The sequence below is a fragment of the Pseudomonas sp. 14P5.3.2 genome, assembly GCF_057799175.1.
Window position 1 is genome coordinate 253,354 of sequence record NZ_JBYOKU010000002.1, and the last position, 14,865, is coordinate 268,218.

General features: G+C 59.7%; 13 protein-coding genes. 6 read left to right on the forward strand and 7 right to left on the reverse strand.

The window, feature by feature from the left end:
• Positions 1 to 38: 38 nt before the first annotated feature.
• From AC27VU_RS02840 to betC, 3 genes are all read right to left on the reverse strand, one after another.
• The gene (locus AC27VU_RS02840; RefSeq protein ID WP_488723357.1) at positions 39 to 1,607 is read right to left on the reverse strand and encodes a SulP family inorganic anion transporter; all 1,569 of its coding nucleotides are present in this window, start codon (positions 1,605 to 1,607) and stop codon (positions 39 to 41) included.
• Positions 1,608 to 1,801: 194 nt separating this feature from the next.
• A complete protein-coding gene (gene choX / locus AC27VU_RS02845; protein WP_338800425.1) occupies positions 1,802 to 2,722 on the reverse strand; it encodes a choline ABC transporter substrate-binding protein in 921 nt (306 codons plus the stop codon).
• 15 nt (positions 2,723 to 2,737) lie between these two features.
• Positions 2,738 to 4,252, reverse strand: a complete 1,515-nt coding sequence (gene betC, locus AC27VU_RS02850; RefSeq protein WP_488723358.1) for a choline-sulfatase — start codon at positions 4,250 to 4,252, stop codon at positions 2,738 to 2,740.
• A 114-nt stretch (positions 4,253 to 4,366) separates the two neighbouring features.
• Here betC and AC27VU_RS02855 point away from each other — a divergent pair, with 114 nt between their 5' ends.
• Positions 4,367 to 5,317: a choline sulfate utilization transcriptional regulator gene (locus tag AC27VU_RS02855; RefSeq protein WP_488723359.1), complete on the forward strand. Its 951-nt coding sequence runs from the start codon at positions 4,367 to 4,369 to the stop codon at positions 5,315 to 5,317.
• A gap of 82 nt (positions 5,318 to 5,399) precedes the next feature.
• Here the strand turns inward: AC27VU_RS02855 and AC27VU_RS02860 are convergent, their stop codons facing one another.
• Positions 5,400 to 6,065, reverse strand: a complete 666-nt coding sequence (locus tag AC27VU_RS02860) for an NAD(P)-dependent oxidoreductase (protein WP_488723360.1) — start codon at positions 6,063 to 6,065, stop codon at positions 5,400 to 5,402.
• Positions 6,066 to 6,145: 80 nt separating this feature from the next.
• Here AC27VU_RS02860 and AC27VU_RS02865 point away from each other — a divergent pair, with 80 nt between their 5' ends.
• Entirely contained in the window at positions 6,146 to 6,472 is a 327-nt protein-coding gene (locus AC27VU_RS02865) for a DOPA 4,5-dioxygenase family protein (RefSeq protein WP_400499005.1), read from the forward strand.
• On the opposite strand, the gene AC27VU_RS02870 is transcribed toward AC27VU_RS02865, so the two are convergent.
• The 3 genes from AC27VU_RS02870 to AC27VU_RS02880 are packed head-to-tail and all read right to left on the reverse strand — an operon-like array spanning position 6,473 to position 8,406.
• Positions 6,473 to 6,874 (reverse strand): GFA family protein, encoded by a 402-nt coding sequence (locus AC27VU_RS02870; protein ID WP_488723361.1) that lies wholly within the window; start codon positions 6,872 to 6,874, stop codon positions 6,473 to 6,475.
• Between the two features lie 15 nt (positions 6,875 to 6,889).
• A complete protein-coding gene (locus AC27VU_RS02875) occupies positions 6,890 to 7,396 on the reverse strand; it encodes a hypothetical protein (protein WP_103483982.1) in 507 nt (168 codons plus the stop codon).
• The gene (locus AC27VU_RS02880) at positions 7,393 to 8,406 is read right to left on the reverse strand and encodes an AAA family ATPase (RefSeq protein ID WP_201136160.1); all 1,014 of its coding nucleotides are present in this window, start codon (positions 8,404 to 8,406) and stop codon (positions 7,393 to 7,395) included. Before AC27VU_RS02880 ends, AC27VU_RS02875 begins: the two co-directional genes overlap by 4 nt.
• Positions 8,407 to 8,822: 416 nt before the next feature.
• On the opposite strand from AC27VU_RS02880, the gene AC27VU_RS02885 reads away from it, so the two are divergent.
• From AC27VU_RS02885 to AC27VU_RS02900, 4 genes are all read left to right on the forward strand, one after another.
• Complete coding sequence (locus tag AC27VU_RS02885; protein ID WP_007954069.1) at positions 8,823 to 10,130, forward strand: CitMHS family transporter; 1,308 nt, start codon at positions 8,823 to 8,825, stop codon at positions 10,128 to 10,130.
• 70 nt (positions 10,131 to 10,200) lie between these two features.
• Complete coding sequence (locus AC27VU_RS02890; RefSeq protein ID WP_027610258.1) at positions 10,201 to 10,968, forward strand: TerC family protein; 768 nt, start codon at positions 10,201 to 10,203, stop codon at positions 10,966 to 10,968.
• A gap of 442 nt (positions 10,969 to 11,410) precedes the next feature.
• Complete coding sequence (locus AC27VU_RS02895) at positions 11,411 to 13,069, forward strand: Na/Pi cotransporter family protein (protein ID WP_003220268.1); 1,659 nt, start codon at positions 11,411 to 11,413, stop codon at positions 13,067 to 13,069.
• Positions 13,070 to 13,235: 166 nt separating this feature from the next.
• The gene (locus AC27VU_RS02900) at positions 13,236 to 14,630 is read left to right on the forward strand and encodes a M16 family metallopeptidase (protein WP_488723362.1); all 1,395 of its coding nucleotides are present in this window, start codon (positions 13,236 to 13,238) and stop codon (positions 14,628 to 14,630) included.
• The last annotated feature ends 235 nt before the right edge of the window (positions 14,631 to 14,865 follow it).

Genomic DNA, 14,865 nt, shown 5'->3' on the forward strand with positions numbered 1-14,865 from the left:
CGGGCTTGCTCGCGAATGGCCGCACCGCCGATTCTGGATCAATCCTCAAACCGGATCGGGCATTTCTCCGGCCCTTCCAGCTTTCTCAACTCCTCCACCACCTGCGGCCGCGCCCGGCGCAGGGTCAGGCTGCGATCCTGACGCAGCAGGCGCCGCGCCTCCTGATGCAGCATTTCCACCCCCGAATAATCGATGAAGTTGATCTGCTGCGCCTCGATCACCACCCGCGTGCCGTGCAGCCGTTGCAGGCGCACTTGCAGGTAATGGCTGGCGCCGAAGAAGATCGAGCCGCCAACCCGCAACACATCCTCCTCACCCTCGCGCCAGTGCTGTACCCGTGGTTGCGAGGTGCGCTTGAGGTAGAAGAACAGCGACGCCAGCACCCCGGCGTAGATTGCCGTCTGCAATTCCAGCAATAGCGTGGCGAGGCAGGTCAGGGCCATGACCACGAACTCGGCGCGGCTGACCCGCAGCAGCGAACGAATCCCGCGATGATCCACCAGCCCCCAGGCGATCAGCAGAATGCTTCCGGCCATCGCCGGAATGGGAATGTGTGAAATCAGCCCGGCGCCGAAAATCGCGAACAGCGCGACCCAGATCGCCGAAAACACCCCGGCCAGCGGCGAACAGGCACCGGCCTCGTAGCTCAGACCTGAGCGGGTGAACGAGCCGGCGGACAACGAACCGGAAAAGAACGCCCCGACGATGTTCGATAGACCCTGCGCACGGACTTCCTGATTGGCATCGAGCAACTGCTGGGAGCGCGCGGCAATCGAACGGGCAATCGACAGACTCGTCACCAGCCCGAGCATGCCCACCGCCACGGCGCTCGGCAGCAAGCGCAGCACCAGATCCAGATCCAGCGGTAACGCGCTGAACGGCGGCAAGCGCCCGACAAAGGCGCTGACCCGATGCACGTGGCCGAACATCGTCGGCCACAGCCACACCAGCAGGCTGCCGAGCACCAGCGTTATCAACAGGGTCGGCCAGCGCGGCAGCAATTGTCTGAGCACGAAACCGACCACCACCGTGGCCACGCCCAATACCAATGAAGGTTTATCCACAGCCTGCAGGTGCTGCAGCAGATCTATCAGGCTGTCCAGGGCCGTGGCTTTGGCCGGCAGATCCAGCCCCAGCAGATTCGGCAACTGGCCGATGGCAATCACCACCGCTGCGCCGAGGGTGAAGCCGAGCACCACCGAATGCGAGACGAAATTCACCAGCGCGCCGAAGCGCAGCAGGCCGAGCAGCCACTGAAAAATCCCCGCCAGAAAGCTCAGCAGCAGAATCAGAGTGATGTAGTCCTGGGACGCGGGCACGGCCAAGGGACTGACGCTGGCATACAGCACAATCGAAATCGCTGCAGTCGGGCCGCAGATCAGATGCCACGAGGAACCCCACAGGCAGGCGATCAGCACCGGGATGATCGCGGCATAGAGGCCGTATTCCGGCGGCAGGCCGGCGATCAGCGCGTAGGCGATCGACTGTGGCAGCGCGAGAATGGCACCGCTCAGGCCAACGACCAGATCCCGGCCGACGCTGGCGCGGGTTTGCCGGGGCAGCCAGGTCAGGAAGGGGAAAAGTGAATGGCGACTGGGCAGGGCCATGGGTCCTCGTGGGGTGTGGGTTTATGCAAGGTTATCAGGACGCGCCAATCACTGTGGCGAGGGAGCTTGCTCCCGCCCGGCTGCGAAGCAGTCGCAAACCAGACTGCTCGGTTTATCTGCGAAAACCCAGTCAGCCCGATTGGGAGTGCTTCGCACTCCAGCGGGAGCAAGCTCCCTCGCCACAACAAACAGCGTTAGAGCTTGGCCTTCACCGCAGGCAACGCATCCTTGCCATCCACGGTCTTCACCCCCTCCAGCCACTTGTCCAGAACCGCCGGATTGGCTTTGATCCATGCCTTCACCGCATCGGCATTGCTGACTTTCTTGTTCACCACCTCAGCCATGATGCTGTTCTCCATGTCCTGGGTGAACGCCAGGTTGGTCAGCAACTTGCCCACATTCGGACAGGCCTCGGCATAACCCTTGCGCGTGAGGGTATAGACGCTGCCGGTGTCGCCGAAATACTTCTCGCCGCCCTTGAGGTAATGCATCTTCAACTGCACGTTCATCGGGTGCGGGGTCCAGCCGAGGAAGGTGACGAATTTCTGTTTCTTCACCGCCCGCGAGACTTCGGCGAGCATCGCCTGTTCGCTGGATTCGATCAACTTCCACTGGCCGAGGTCGAAGTCGTTCTTCTTGATGATTTCCTGCAGCGAAATGTTCGCGGGCGCCCCGGAACCGATGCCGTAGATCTTCTTGTCGAACTTGTCGGCGTATTTGTTCAGGTCGGCAAAGTCATGCACACCGGCGTCCCACACGTAATCCGGGACGGCGAGGGTGAACTCGGTGCCGTCGAGGTTCTTCGCCAGTTGCGTGACGTCACCGGTGGCGACGAACTTGTCGTAGAAGCCCTGCTGCGCCGGCATCCAGTTGCCGAGAAAGACATCCACCTGACCGTCCTTCAAGCCGCCGAAGGTGATTGGCACCGCGAGGGTGTCGACCTTGGCCTTGTAGCCCATGCCGTCCAGCAGAAACCCGGCGATGGCGTTGGTCGCGGCGATGTCGCTCCAGCCCGGGTCGGCCATTTTCACCGTTTCGCAGCTTTGCTCGGCGAATGCCGAAGCACTGCCCAGAGCCAGCAGGCCAATCGTCAGTGCTGTGGATAACTTGCGCATGGACTTCCCCTTACATTATTGATTTTGGCAGGGTTGTGGATAACGGGCCTTGCGTTCCAGATCGTCGAGGTCGATGTGGTTGCGCATGTACTGCTGACTGGCGTCCACCAGCGGCTGGTGATCCCAGCTCTTCAGCTTGCCGATGGTCAGGGCGTCGGCGACAAAACGTCGGCGGCGCTGGCTGGCGAGCACCTCGCGGTGAATCGCCGGGATGTCCCACTTGGCCCGCGCCTCGGCGAGAAAGTCGTCGAACAGCTGGCGATGTTGCGGTGACTGGCTGAGTTCTTCGAGTTCACGCGGATCGTTGTGCACATCGAAGAGTAGGCACGGGTCGCTTTCACTGTAGATAAATTTGTAGGCGCCGCGACGGATCATCATCAGCGGGCTGACCGTGCCCTCCGCCATGTACTCGCCGAACACCTCGTCATGCCCGCCCTGCCCTTGCAGGTGCGCCAGCAGCGAGCGGCCGTCAAGCGGCAAGTTCGGCTCCAGGCTGCCGCCGGCCAGTTCTACGAAGGTCGGCAACAGATCAGCGGTGGACACCGCAGCGCTGACCCGGCCGGCAGCGAACTGCCCCGGCGCACTGATCAACAGCGGCACCCGCGCGGCCATCTCGAACCAGTGCATTTTGTACCAGAGGCCTTTCTCGCCAAGCATGTCACCGTGGTCGCCGGAGAAGACGATGATGGTGTCGTCGATCAGCCCGGTATCTTCGAGGGTTTGCAGGAGTTTGCCGACGTTTGCGTCGATATAGCTGCACGCGCCGAAATAGGCGCGACGCGCGTCGCGAATTTTATCCACAGGCAGCGGTTTGTCCCACAGGTCGTAGACCTTGAGCAGGCGCTGTGAGTGTGGATCGAGGGAATGTTGATCCGGAGTGCTCGGCAACGGGATGTCGCCATCGTCATACAAATCCCAGAACGCCTTGGGAATCGTGTACGGGTCGTGTGGGTGAGTCATCGAAACGGTCAGGCAGAACGGCTGATCGCCGTCCTCGCGAATGTGATCGAACAGGTATTGCTGGGCCTTGAACACCACCTCTTCATCGAAGTCGAGCTGGTTGGTGCGCACGCACGGCCCGGCCTGCAGCACCGACGACATGTTGTGATACCAGCTCGGGCGCACGTCTGGCTCGTCCCAGTTCACCGCCCAGCCGTAATCGGCCGGGTAGATGTCGCTAGTCAGGCGCTCTTCGTAGCCGTGCAATTGATCCGGGCCGCAGAAATGCATCTTGCCTGACAGCGCGGTGCGGTAGCCGAGGCGGCGCAGGTAATGGGCGTAGGTCGGAATGTCGGCGGGGAAATCGGCAGCGTTGTCGTAGGCGCCGATCTTGCTCGGCAGCTGGCCACTGACCAGGGTGAAGCGCGACGGCGCGCACAGCGGACTGTTGCAATAAGCGGCGTCGAACACCACGCCCTGAGCGGCGAGGCGCGAAAGGTTCGGCAGTTTGATCGGCGACGGGCCGTAGATCGGCAACATTGGCGCGGCCATTTGATCGGCCATGATGAAAAGAATGTTCTTGCGCTTCATGTGATCGCGGCATTCCATAGTGAATATTTATGCGACATTGCTGCGATCGAGCATGGAGTCCATGCTCTGTCCGGTAAAGCCCGCGCCGGACAATGACTAGGATAAGCACAGCTTATGTATGAAGCCCTCGGCAATCTGTCCCTCGACCTGTTGCGCGCCTTTGAGGCGGCGGCCCGTCACCGCAGCTTTACCGCGGCGGCGGTGGAGCTGGGCACCACGCAGCCAGCGATCAGCCAGCAGATCAAGCGTCTGGAAGAACAGCTGGGCGCACGACTGTTTGACCGGATCTACCGCGGGATCGAACTGACCGAGGGCGGGACAATCCTGTTCGAGCAGGTTCAGCTCGGTTTGCAGAACATCGACGCAGGCTTGAGCGCGATCAGCGCGCAGCAACAGCATGAGGTATTGCAGGTCGCCACCGACTTCGCGTTTGCGGCGTACTGGCTGATGCCGCGCCTGCATCGCTTCCACGAAGCCAATCCGAATGTCGACGTCAGCCTGGTCACCAGCGAGCGCAACCACAACATGCTGCGCACCGACATCGATGTCGCGATCTTGTTTGGCGACGGGCGTTTCAAGCAGGGCGAGAGCCATTGGCTGTTCAGCGAAGAAGTGTTTCCAGTGTGCAGTCCGCAACTGCTCAAGGGACGCTCCCTGCCCTTGCCTGCTCAGGCTTTGCTGGAATTGCCGCTGCTGCACTTGCGCGGGGAGAACAGCAGCAACTGGTTTGACTGGAGCGGGCTGTTTCGCGAACTGGGTATCAGCACGCCACCCGCGCCGGGCCAATTGCGTTTCGACAATTACACGTTGCTGATTCAAGCGGCGATTGGCGGTCAGGGCGTGGCCATCGGCTGGCGCCACCTTGTGGATAACTTGTTGAGCCAAGGCTTGCTCTGTCGGCCAATCGCCGAGACCACGTTGTCGCGCCTCGGTTATTACGTGGTGCTGCCGCAGCGCAAACGTCGGGGCGCGTTGATTCAGCAGTTTGTCGATTGGTTGATGGCGGAACAGGCGAGCAGTGCCGAATCTCTGACTGGATTGGGGTTACCTTCGATTGCGGTGTGAACAGCAAAAGATCGCAGCCTGCGGCAGCTCCTACAGGGGAATCGCGTTTCAAATATAGGAACTGCCGAAGGCTGCGATCTTTTTACGTATCTGACGTCGCCACAAAATTCACATGCTGCCCCACATGCAGATTCAACCGCAGCTCATCGGCAATCCCCACCGCGACACGGTTCAGCCGTTCCAGCGGCTCCGCCAGCCCCGGCTCCAGATTGCCGCCCACCTGACTGAAATGCTCAATGGTCAGCCCCGCCACCCCGTGCGGCGCATTCACCAGTGTCCACTGCAGCGGGCTGCTTTGCAGGGCTTCGCGGATTTCTTCGGCGGCGTGGCGTTGCAGTGCGTCGTCCAGTTCCGGCTCGTCGAGGACCGCAAAATTGCCGACCAGAAACAGCCGTGAAATGTTGGCCGCCTGCAGGCCGTCGACCAACGCATCGACCGCCAAAACCTGTTCCACCGGCCCCAGCACTACGGATCTTTCTACATGGTCGCTGTTGAACGGCAGGCCCGGCGCATCGAGCAGACAGATCACCGCCGAGCTGCCCGCTACGCTCTGCTTTACCCGCTCGGCGTCAAACAGATCGCCGCTTTTGGTGCGCAGGCCGGGACGTGGCGCGAGTACGTTCAAATCGTCGAGAATCGCGATGACTTCGTGCTGCCGTCGCAGCAATTCAGCCATCAACGCACCGCCGAGGCTGGCCATGGCACCATAGAGCACCACTTTCACCGTCGGGGTTTCGGCATTTTTCATGGCTGAGCTCCTGTTCCTGTCATATGGCGTGTGACCTACAGGAAACGGCGAGGGTTCGAATTCGATTCAGAGGCTTTCAAATGCACACGATCAAGGGCTACCACGCCCATATTTATTACGACGCCCGCACGATTGCTCAGGCCCGGGCCTTGTGCGAACAGGCCGCGCAGTTGTTTCCAGTGCAGATGGGCCGGATGCATGAGCGTCCGGTCGGCCCACACCCGGACTGGAGCTGCCAGTTGGCTTTCGGCCCGCAGTTGATCGGCGATCTGTTGCCGTGGCTGGCGCTCAATCGCAATGGGTTGGTGGTGTTTCTGCACCCGGATACCGGCGATGACTTGCTCGATCACACCGAGCATGCGATCTGGATGGGGGCGATGCGTCCGCTGGATCTGTCTATTTTCTGATCAAAGCGTTTCTTCAGGCTCGCCCGGCAGATGCTCGTCCAGATGCAGCCAGGGCAATTGTCTGTCCGTCCAGATGTGCCGCTCGGCCGGCGCCCGCTCCGGGTGATCCAGCGTGGCGATGGTCACATCGATGCTCTCGGGACTGAGCAATGTCACCAGCGCCAGCTGCGCGCCACAGTGCGGACAGAAATACCGCGCGCAACTGCCCGACGAGTCATAGCGCGAAGGCGTCCCGGCCAGCCACTGGAAGTTGGCCGCTGGCAGTGTGATCCATGTGGTGACGATCCCGCCGCTGACCTTGCGGCAGATCGAGCAGTGGCAGTGGGCGATGTCCTGCAATGGCCCGCTGAACCGATAGCGGATATGTCCGCAATGGCAGCCACCGCTGTGCGATAAAGTCATCGCCTGCCCTCTTAGTTAACTTATCAGATTCCTGGCCCGTGCCATTTCGTCATTAATGACGACGACTGAGCCCGGTTTTAGCCCGAGAGTCTTCGCTAAAGAGCTCATTGCCTTATTCAGCGCGTCACGTAGTCCGATCATCCATTCCTTTGGAAATTGGTTTATGACCAGAATGCATTTTATGGCGCAGTTTGAGAGATCAAGATTCAAGAAACCCGCTGGAAGGTGTTCATCACTGTGAGGGTGCCGCCTAAGGCAGGCCGCAAGCGTCAATTGCACTGAGTTGGTGAATTTTTGCCTGATCTCTTCTACGAATACTTCGGTCTGCCGAGGAGCACTTGATTTTGCCTCTACAAACCAGACTTCCTGAGGTTTGTCCTGAAGATCGCGAAGTAGAACAAACTCAGTGACCTTGATGCCGTTTCCTATTTTTTTGGACAGTGGACTGTTTTCGATCGGAAAAAGCTGATCCTCTGAAAACGGCCCGAAAATCATCCCTGATTCTTCGATTGAAATAGTCATCCCAGAGCCAGCTCCACTTCCTCTTCATAAAGACGAATGGACTCATCGACGATGGGGTTGTCCGGCATACCTTTGAGAAGATCATCACCGAGCCATTCGCCGTCAATTGACGAGAGAACAGGGATAGACATGTTCTGTTTTTGCGCCGCGAGATACAGCGCTTTAATGACGAAATACGAGTGGCTGGCAATGAAAAACTGAATCCCGCTTGCGGCCAGAGACACAATGATATCGACGAGCCTGGTGATGGCTACCGGATGCAAGGCCGACTCGGGTTCGTCGATGAATACCATGGAATCTTTGGTCAGGAATCGATTGCCCAGCAAGGTGTCGAGAATGGCAATTTTCTTGATGCCCTCAGCAGTAGAGCCAATCTGGAACTTCTGATTGCCTTTTTTGAATTGCCAGCGATTTGTACTGCTGTCGAATTCCACCTTGCCGCCGAACATCTCCTCCAGATTCTCCCTGGCCTTTGCGAAATGAGCGTGATTTTTTCCTTTCGTCGGTAGGAGGCGGAGTGCTTTCGCCAGATCGTAATAGGTGTCGTCGAAACCGAAGTCTTTATCGATGTCACGGCTTTTCAGAATAATGTGTTGCAGGGAAAGTACTTCCTTGGGAGGAAGAAATATTGAGTTGCTGCCTCGTGGAGGGACGTGATTTTCTAACGTGGCAATGTTCTTTGTCGTGTCTTTGCCGAATCCGTACCGAAACGCTCGAGAGTCAACGTTGACCTTGCACATCAACGGACCGTCTGCACTTTTTGTTACCAGGTCGCCAATCTTGTCTGCCTGAAACGTCCAGTAAAGTTTGTCTGCCAGTATCTCCGCGGCGGAACGTTGTTCATTTCCACGCTGGTACTCTTCGAGCGTGCGCATCGTGCAGTAAAGCGCTTTGAGCAAAAACGTCTTGCCGCTGCTGTTTGCTCCGATAATCAGATTCAAGTTTGAGAGCTTGCCCCAGCGGATTTTTTGTAGCGGGCCGAAATTATCTAATTCAACGCTATTAAGCATTGGTTGGAGCTCCTCTCAAACATTGCAGTGGCGCAAGCCTAGCATTGCGTTTCCCTTCCATACAGCGGGTGAAGACGCTCCCTCAGAAACTACAGAAAGGTCTTACGACGTTCATCGTTGTATCTGCTTCCAGTTGCATGAAAGTGGCCGCGCCTCTCGTCAGACCTTTCATCCGCGAAAGGTAGCTGAAAGGTTGCCCGATTAGGATCGCCGCCACTACCGGCAACAGACCGGTTGGCCAGCGCGTGTGATCGCTCGCACGTCAGGCCCAATTAACAACAACAATGGTGATTCTGATGTCCTCTGTAGCCCGCCTCTTCGCTGTCACTCCGCCCGTACGTCTCGTGCTTCCCGTTCTGCGCTGATCCCCTCCGATCCGCTCACTCAATTAGCCGCGCTACGCCTGGAGTATTCCCATGCTGACTTTCCTTGGCTTTGCCATGGTCATCACGTTCATGTTCCTGATCATGACCAAGCGCCTGTCTGCGCTGATCGCCCTGATCATCATCCCGATCCTGTTCGCCCTGTTCGGTGGTTTCGCGCCGAAGATCGGCCCGATGATGCTCGAAGGTATTACCAAGCTTGCGCCGACTGGCGTGATGCTGATGTTCGCCATTCTGTACTTCGCCCTGATGATCGACTCCGGCCTGTTCGACCCGGCCGTGCGCAAGATCCTCAAACTGGTCAAGGGCGACCCGCTGAAAGTTTCGGTCGGTACCGCCGTGCTGGCGCTCGTCGTTTCCCTCGATGGTGACGGCGCGACCACTTACATGATCTGCGTGGCCGCCATGCTGCCGCTGTACAGCCGCATCGGCATGAGCCCGCGGATCATGGCCGGTCTGATCATCCTCGCCGGTGGCGTGATGAACATGACCCCGTGGGGTGGCCCGACCGCGCGTGCCGCCAGTGCGCTGCATGTCGACCCGTCGGACATCTTCGTGCCGATGATCCCGGCCATGGCCGCCGGTGTGGTGGCGATCCTGATCATTGCTTACTTCTACGGCAAACGTGAGCGTGCGCGTCTGGGCGAGCTGCACCTGATCGGCGACGAAATCGATCACAGTGAAATCAGCGTGTCGCAATTCCCCGATGCCCGCCGTCCGAAGCTGATCTGGTTCAACGGCCTGCTGACCCTGGCGCTGATGTGCACCCTGATCGCCGGCCTGCTGCCGCTGCCGGTGTTGTTTATGGTGGCGTTCAGCATTGCGATGATCGTCAACTACCCGTGCCTGCAAATGCAGAAGGACCGCGTTGCGGCCCACGCCGGCAGCGTGCTGTCGGTGGTCAGTCTGATTTTCGCTGCGGGTATCTTCACCGGTATCCTGTCCGGAACCGGCATGGTCGACGCCATGTCGAAAAGTCTGCTGGCAGTGATTCCGGACTTCCTCGGCCCGTACCTGGCGGTGATCACGGCGCTGGTGAGCATGCCGTTCACGTTCTTCATGTCGAACGACGCGTTCTACTACGGCGTGTTGCCGGTGCTCTCCGAAGCGGCCAGCCATTACGGCATCACCGCAGTGGAAATGGCCCGTGCCTCGATCGTCGGTCAGCCCGTCCACTTGCTCAGCCCGCTGGTGCCGTCGACCTACCTGCTGGTGGCGCTGGCCGGTATCGAGTTCGGTGATCACCAACGTTTCACCCTGAAGTGGGCAGTGCTGGTGTGCCTGTGCATACTGGTGGCCGCCTTGCTGCTGGGGACTTTCCCGCTGTTCAGCACGTTGTAACGGCATTCACTCACCATGACGCCAGCTGCTTGCTGGCGTTCTGGTTTAACACTCGCTCAAAGGAATACACATGGATTGGCTGACCAACCCCGAAATCTGGGTTGCCTTCTTTACCCTGACCGCCCTGGAAATCGTTCTGGGCATCGATAACATCATCATGATTTCGATCCTGGTCAGCCGCATGCCCAAGCACATGCAGCAGCGCACGCGCATCTTCGGCCTGGGCCTGGCGATGATCACGCGGATCCTGTTGCTGCTGTCGATCACCTGGGTCATGCGCCTCACCGCCGACCTGTTCGTGGTGTTCGGCCAAGGCATTTCCGGGCGTGACCTGATCCTGTTCTTCGGTGGCCTGTTCCTGCTGTGGAAGAGCTCGCAAGAGATGTACCACGCGCTGGAAGGCGAAGACGAAAGCGGCGACGAGCCTTCGGGCAAGGGCGGCAACTTCCTCTACACGATCATCCAGATCGCGATCATCGACATCGTGTTCTCGCTGGACTCGGTGATCACCGCTGTCGGCATGGTTTCCCATGTGCCGGTGATGGTCGCGGCAATCGTCGTCGCCGTGCTGGTGATGATGGCGGCCTCGGGCAAGATCAGCGAGTTCATCGACAAGCACCCGTCGCTGAAGATGCTGGCGCTGTCGTTCCTGCTGGTGGTCGGTACCGTGCTGATCGCCGAATCGTTCGACGTGCACGTACCGAAAGGCTACGTCTACTTCGCCATGGCGTTCTCGCTGGCGGTGGAAGCGATCAACATCAAACTGCGCGGCGCGATGGCCAGGAAGAAACAGCAGCAAGATCCGGTGAAACTGCGCAAGGACGTTCCGGGGCAGTAATCCGGAAGTCCTGAATCACGCAACACCCCTGAGGGAGCGAGCCTGCTCGCGAAGACGGAGTGTCAGTCGACAACAATGTTGGCTGATCCACCGCTTTCGCGAGCAAGCTCGCTCCCACAGTTGTTCAGGGGTACTGAAGAATCCGGGGCAGCCGTAATACCTGTAGGAGTGAGCCTGCTCGCGATCGCCGGTCCGTCAGTAAACAACGATGTTGAAGTTGATGGACCTATCGCGAGCAGGCTCACTCCTACAGGGGACCGCGTTGATTTCAGATGAGGTGAATAAACCCGTTTTCATGACACTTTTGTTTCAATCCGCACTTTAGCTGTGCAATGCTGGCGCCCAGTCCGTTAGCCAACTACAGCTTAAGTATCAAAAACGTAGAAACCGCGCGGTACCGTCAACTTGCCCCTCTGGGGCGCTGCCATTACAGGGGGTCTGCATGCTCACCCTGCTCAATTTGCTTTCTGCCGTGGCCCTGCTGATCTGGGGCACGCACATCGTCCGAACCGGCATCCTGCGGGTGTACGGCACCAATCTGCGCCATGTGATCGGCCAGAACATGTCCAAACGCTGGCTTGCTTTCGTGGCCGGCATCGTCGTGACCGCGATGGTGCAGAGCAGCAACGCCACCGCCATGCTCGTGACCTCCTTCGTCGGCCAGGGCCTGATGGCGCTGACCCCGGCGCTGGCGACCATGCTCGGCGCCGACGTCGGTACCGCGCTGATGGCGCGGGTGCTGACGTTCGATCTGTCGTGGCTGTCGCCGCTGCTGATTTTCCTCGGGGTGATTTTCTTTCTGTCGCGCAAACAGACGCGGCTCGGGCAGATGGGCCGGGTGGCGATTGGCCTGGGACTGATCATTCTCGCGCTGCAATTGATCGTCGAGGCCGCTGCGCCGATCACCCATGCCCAAGGGGTGAAGGTGATTTTTGCCTCGCTGACCGGCGACATTCTGCTCGACGCCCTGGTCGGCGCGTTGTTCGCGATGATTTCCTATTCCAGCCTCGCTGCCGTGCTGCTGACCGCAACGCTCGCTGGCGCCAGCGTGATCAGCCTGCCGGTCGCGATTGGTCTGGTGATCGGCGCCAACATCGGCAGCGGCGTGCTGGCGTTCATGAGCACCAGCATGCAGAACTCGGCGGGCCGGCAAGTGGCGCTGGGCAGTCTGTTGTACAAGCTGATCGGCCTGCTGCTGATCATCCCGGTGCTCGATCCGCTGGTGCACTGGATGGACGGCCTGGATTTCAGCCCGCAGGAAATGGTCATCGGCTTCCACCTGCTCTACAACACCGCGCGCTGCCTGATCCTGCTGCCCAGCGTCTCGCCGATGGCACGCCTGTGTGCCTGGCTGCTGCCGGAGCGTGCGGAGGTCAACGGCACCGCCAAGCCGCGGCATCTCGATGCAACGGCGCTGGTCACCCCGAGCCTGGCGCTGGCCAATGCCGCCCGCGAGACCCTGCGCATGGGCGACCTGATCGACAACATGCTCGACGCGATGCTCGATGTGCTGCGCGGCAAGCAGACCGCCATCACCCAGGAAATGCGCCGTCTGACCGATGACGTCGAAGCGCTGTACAGCGCGATCAAGCTGTATCTGGCGCAAATGCCCCGCGAGGACCTCGGCGAGCAGGACAGTCGGCGTTGGGCGGAGACCATCGAGCTGGCGATCAATCTGAAACTGGCCAGCGACCTGATCGAACGCATGCTGCGCAAGGTGCAGCAGCAGAAGACTTCGCAGCGTCGCTCGTTCTCCGAGGACGGTCTGGAAGAGCTGGCCGGGTTGCATCAGCAACTGATCGCCAACCTGCGCCTGGGCCTGTCGGTGTTCCTCAGCGGCGACAAGGAAAGTGCTCGGCAACTGTTACGCGAGAAACGTCGTTTCCGCGCACAGGAACGCCGTTTGGCCCATGCGCATGTCAGCCGTTTGCAACGCAAGATCGTGCAGAGTCTGGAAACCAGCTCCCTGCATCTGGAGTTGATTGCGGATATGAAACGCTTGAATTCGCTGTTTTGCAGCAGTGCTTATGTGGTGCTGGAAACCTCGGACACCGGGGCGCTGGAGTCGGACGATATGGTAGACATTACGCATTCGCCTTGAACGTCTGGGGCTCGGGCCAGTCAGTAACATTGATTCAGCCTTAAGACCTTCGCGAGCAAGCTCGCTCCCACATTTGAAATGCATTCCCCTGTGGGAGCGAGCTTGCTCGCGAATGCCGGCCTGAATAGCGACACGGATCTCCAAATCAGCCGTATGGAAGCCTGTTATGCGTTGCCTGTTGTTCGCCTGTCTGTTGCTCGGTTCCCTGCCCTCCTTCGCTGTTGATCGCTTTCAGGTCGAAGGCTATGCGCTGCCCAACGGTTTGCAGCTGTTGCTCAAGCCCGGCACCGAACGCGGGCATGTGGCGATTCGTCTGGTGGTGGGCGTTGGTCTCGACGATTTCGATTGCGATGAAAAAGAGCTGCCGCATCTGCTTGAGCATCTGCTGTTCAGCGGCGTCGACGCCACCGGCGAAGGCGGCCTCGAGGAGCGCATGCAGGCGCTGGGCGGTGAGTGGAATGCGTTCACCAGCAACGCCGACACCACGTTCGTCATCGAAGCCCCGGCAAAGAATCAGCGCAAGGTGCTCGACCTGCTGCTCGACCTTTTGACCCAGACCCGCATCGACGACAACGCGATCAACGCCGCCAAACGTGTGGTCGAGCGTGAGGACGGCGGCCATTACACGCGCCTGCAGCGCTTCCTCGACCGCCAGGATCTGGGCCACACCGCGAGCAATCAACTGGCCGTGGAACTGGGCCTGAAATGCCCGCAACGCGCCGAAGTCGGCCATCTGACCCAGGAGCAACTGGAGAAGGTGCGCAAGACCTGGTACGCGCCGAACAACATGACCCTGATCGTCGTCGGCGAGCTCGACAAACTGCTGCCAGCCTATCTGGAACGCACCTGGGGCGCGCTGGAAGCGGTGGATCCGGCGGAGCACCGTGAGCTGCCGGACATCCGCACCAGCGCTGCCCATGAACGCACCCTCACCCGCGGCTTCATCGGCGACGGCGCCAAGTTGCACTGGCTGGTGCCGGAGCCGATGCTCGACGATCAATATGACGAGACCTTCGACATCCTCAAGGACTACCTCGACTGGGCGCTGTACCGGCAGATCCGCCTGAACCATGGCTTGTCCTACGGGCCGTGGGCCGAGCGCGAAGTGTTTGGCGGGGTCGGTTTCATGAGCCTCAACGCCGATGTGGATCGCGATGACCTCGCCGAAGCCCAACAGGTGCTGGAAGACCTCAAGGCCGATCTGCTGAAAAACGGCCTCGACCCGGACACCTTCGCCCGGATCAAACAAGCCGCCATCGCCCATCAGGCCTGGGCGGTACAGGGCAACAGTGCCATGGCGGATTACTACTGGAGCGCGCTGGGCGATTACGAGGACGGGCGCTTTGCCAACCCGGCCCGCGAGCTGCAAGGCGTGACCCTGGAAACGGCAAACAAGGCCATGCGCGAGTTGCTGTTGCAACCGGGATATCTGCGGATCGAGAAGCCGTTGCTTAGTGATGATCAGGTGTTGTGGCTGATTGCCGGTGGTCTGGGTGTGGTCTTGCTGGTGCTGATTGGTTGGCGCTTGCATCGCCGGGAAAACCACAAAGCCGAAGGATGAAGAAATCCTGTGGCGAGGGAGCTTGCTCCCGCTGGGCTGCGAAGCAGACCCAAAACCGACGACTAGGTGTTTCAGGAACACCGCGCACTCAGGTTTTGCGACTGCTGCGCAGTCGAGCGGGAGCAAGCTCCCTCGCCACAGAAATAAGAGGCTTTACTGACCGGGAGCCTCGCCACGTCGCCCGGCGGACGGTACTCTGTCGAGGTTTTTTCCTATTCAGTCGTGAACCGCCCAC

Bases quoted from the DNA above. Each gene is read 5' to 3' on its own strand.
- AC27VU_RS02890 (WP_027610258.1), top strand. From the start codon at position 10,201: ATGGATTGGCTGACCAACCCCGAAATCTGGGTTGCCTTCTTTACCCTG.
- AC27VU_RS02860 (WP_488723360.1), bottom strand. From the start codon at position 6,065: ATGAAAAATGCCGAAACCCCGACGGTGAAAGTGGTGCTCTATGGTGCC.
- AC27VU_RS02865 (WP_400499005.1), top strand. From the start codon at position 6,146: ATGCACACGATCAAGGGCTACCACGCCCATATTTATTACGACGCCCGC.
- AC27VU_RS02895 (WP_003220268.1), top strand. From the start codon at position 11,411: ATGCTCACCCTGCTCAATTTGCTTTCTGCCGTGGCCCTGCTGATCTGG.
- AC27VU_RS02840 (WP_488723357.1), bottom strand. From the start codon at position 1,607: ATGGCCCTGCCCAGTCGCCATTCACTTTTCCCCTTCCTGACCTGGCTG.
- choX (WP_338800425.1), bottom strand. From the start codon at position 2,722: ATGCGCAAGTTATCCACAGCACTGACGATTGGCCTGCTGGCTCTGGGC.
- AC27VU_RS02875 (WP_103483982.1), bottom strand. From the start codon at position 7,396: ATGACTATTTCAATCGAAGAATCAGGGATGATTTTCGGGCCGTTTTCA.
- betC (WP_488723358.1), bottom strand. From the start codon at position 4,252: ATGAAGCGCAAGAACATTCTTTTCATCATGGCCGATCAAATGGCCGCG.
- AC27VU_RS02855 (WP_488723359.1), top strand. From the start codon at position 4,367: ATGTATGAAGCCCTCGGCAATCTGTCCCTCGACCTGTTGCGCGCCTTT.
- AC27VU_RS02885 (WP_007954069.1), top strand. From the start codon at position 8,823: ATGCTGACTTTCCTTGGCTTTGCCATGGTCATCACGTTCATGTTCCTG.
- AC27VU_RS02880 (WP_201136160.1), bottom strand. From the start codon at position 8,406: ATGCTTAATAGCGTTGAATTAGATAATTTCGGCCCGCTACAAAAAATC.
- AC27VU_RS02870 (WP_488723361.1), bottom strand. From the start codon at position 6,874: ATGACTTTATCGCACAGCGGTGGCTGCCATTGCGGACATATCCGCTAT.
- AC27VU_RS02900 (WP_488723362.1), top strand. From the start codon at position 13,236: ATGCGTTGCCTGTTGTTCGCCTGTCTGTTGCTCGGTTCCCTGCCCTCC.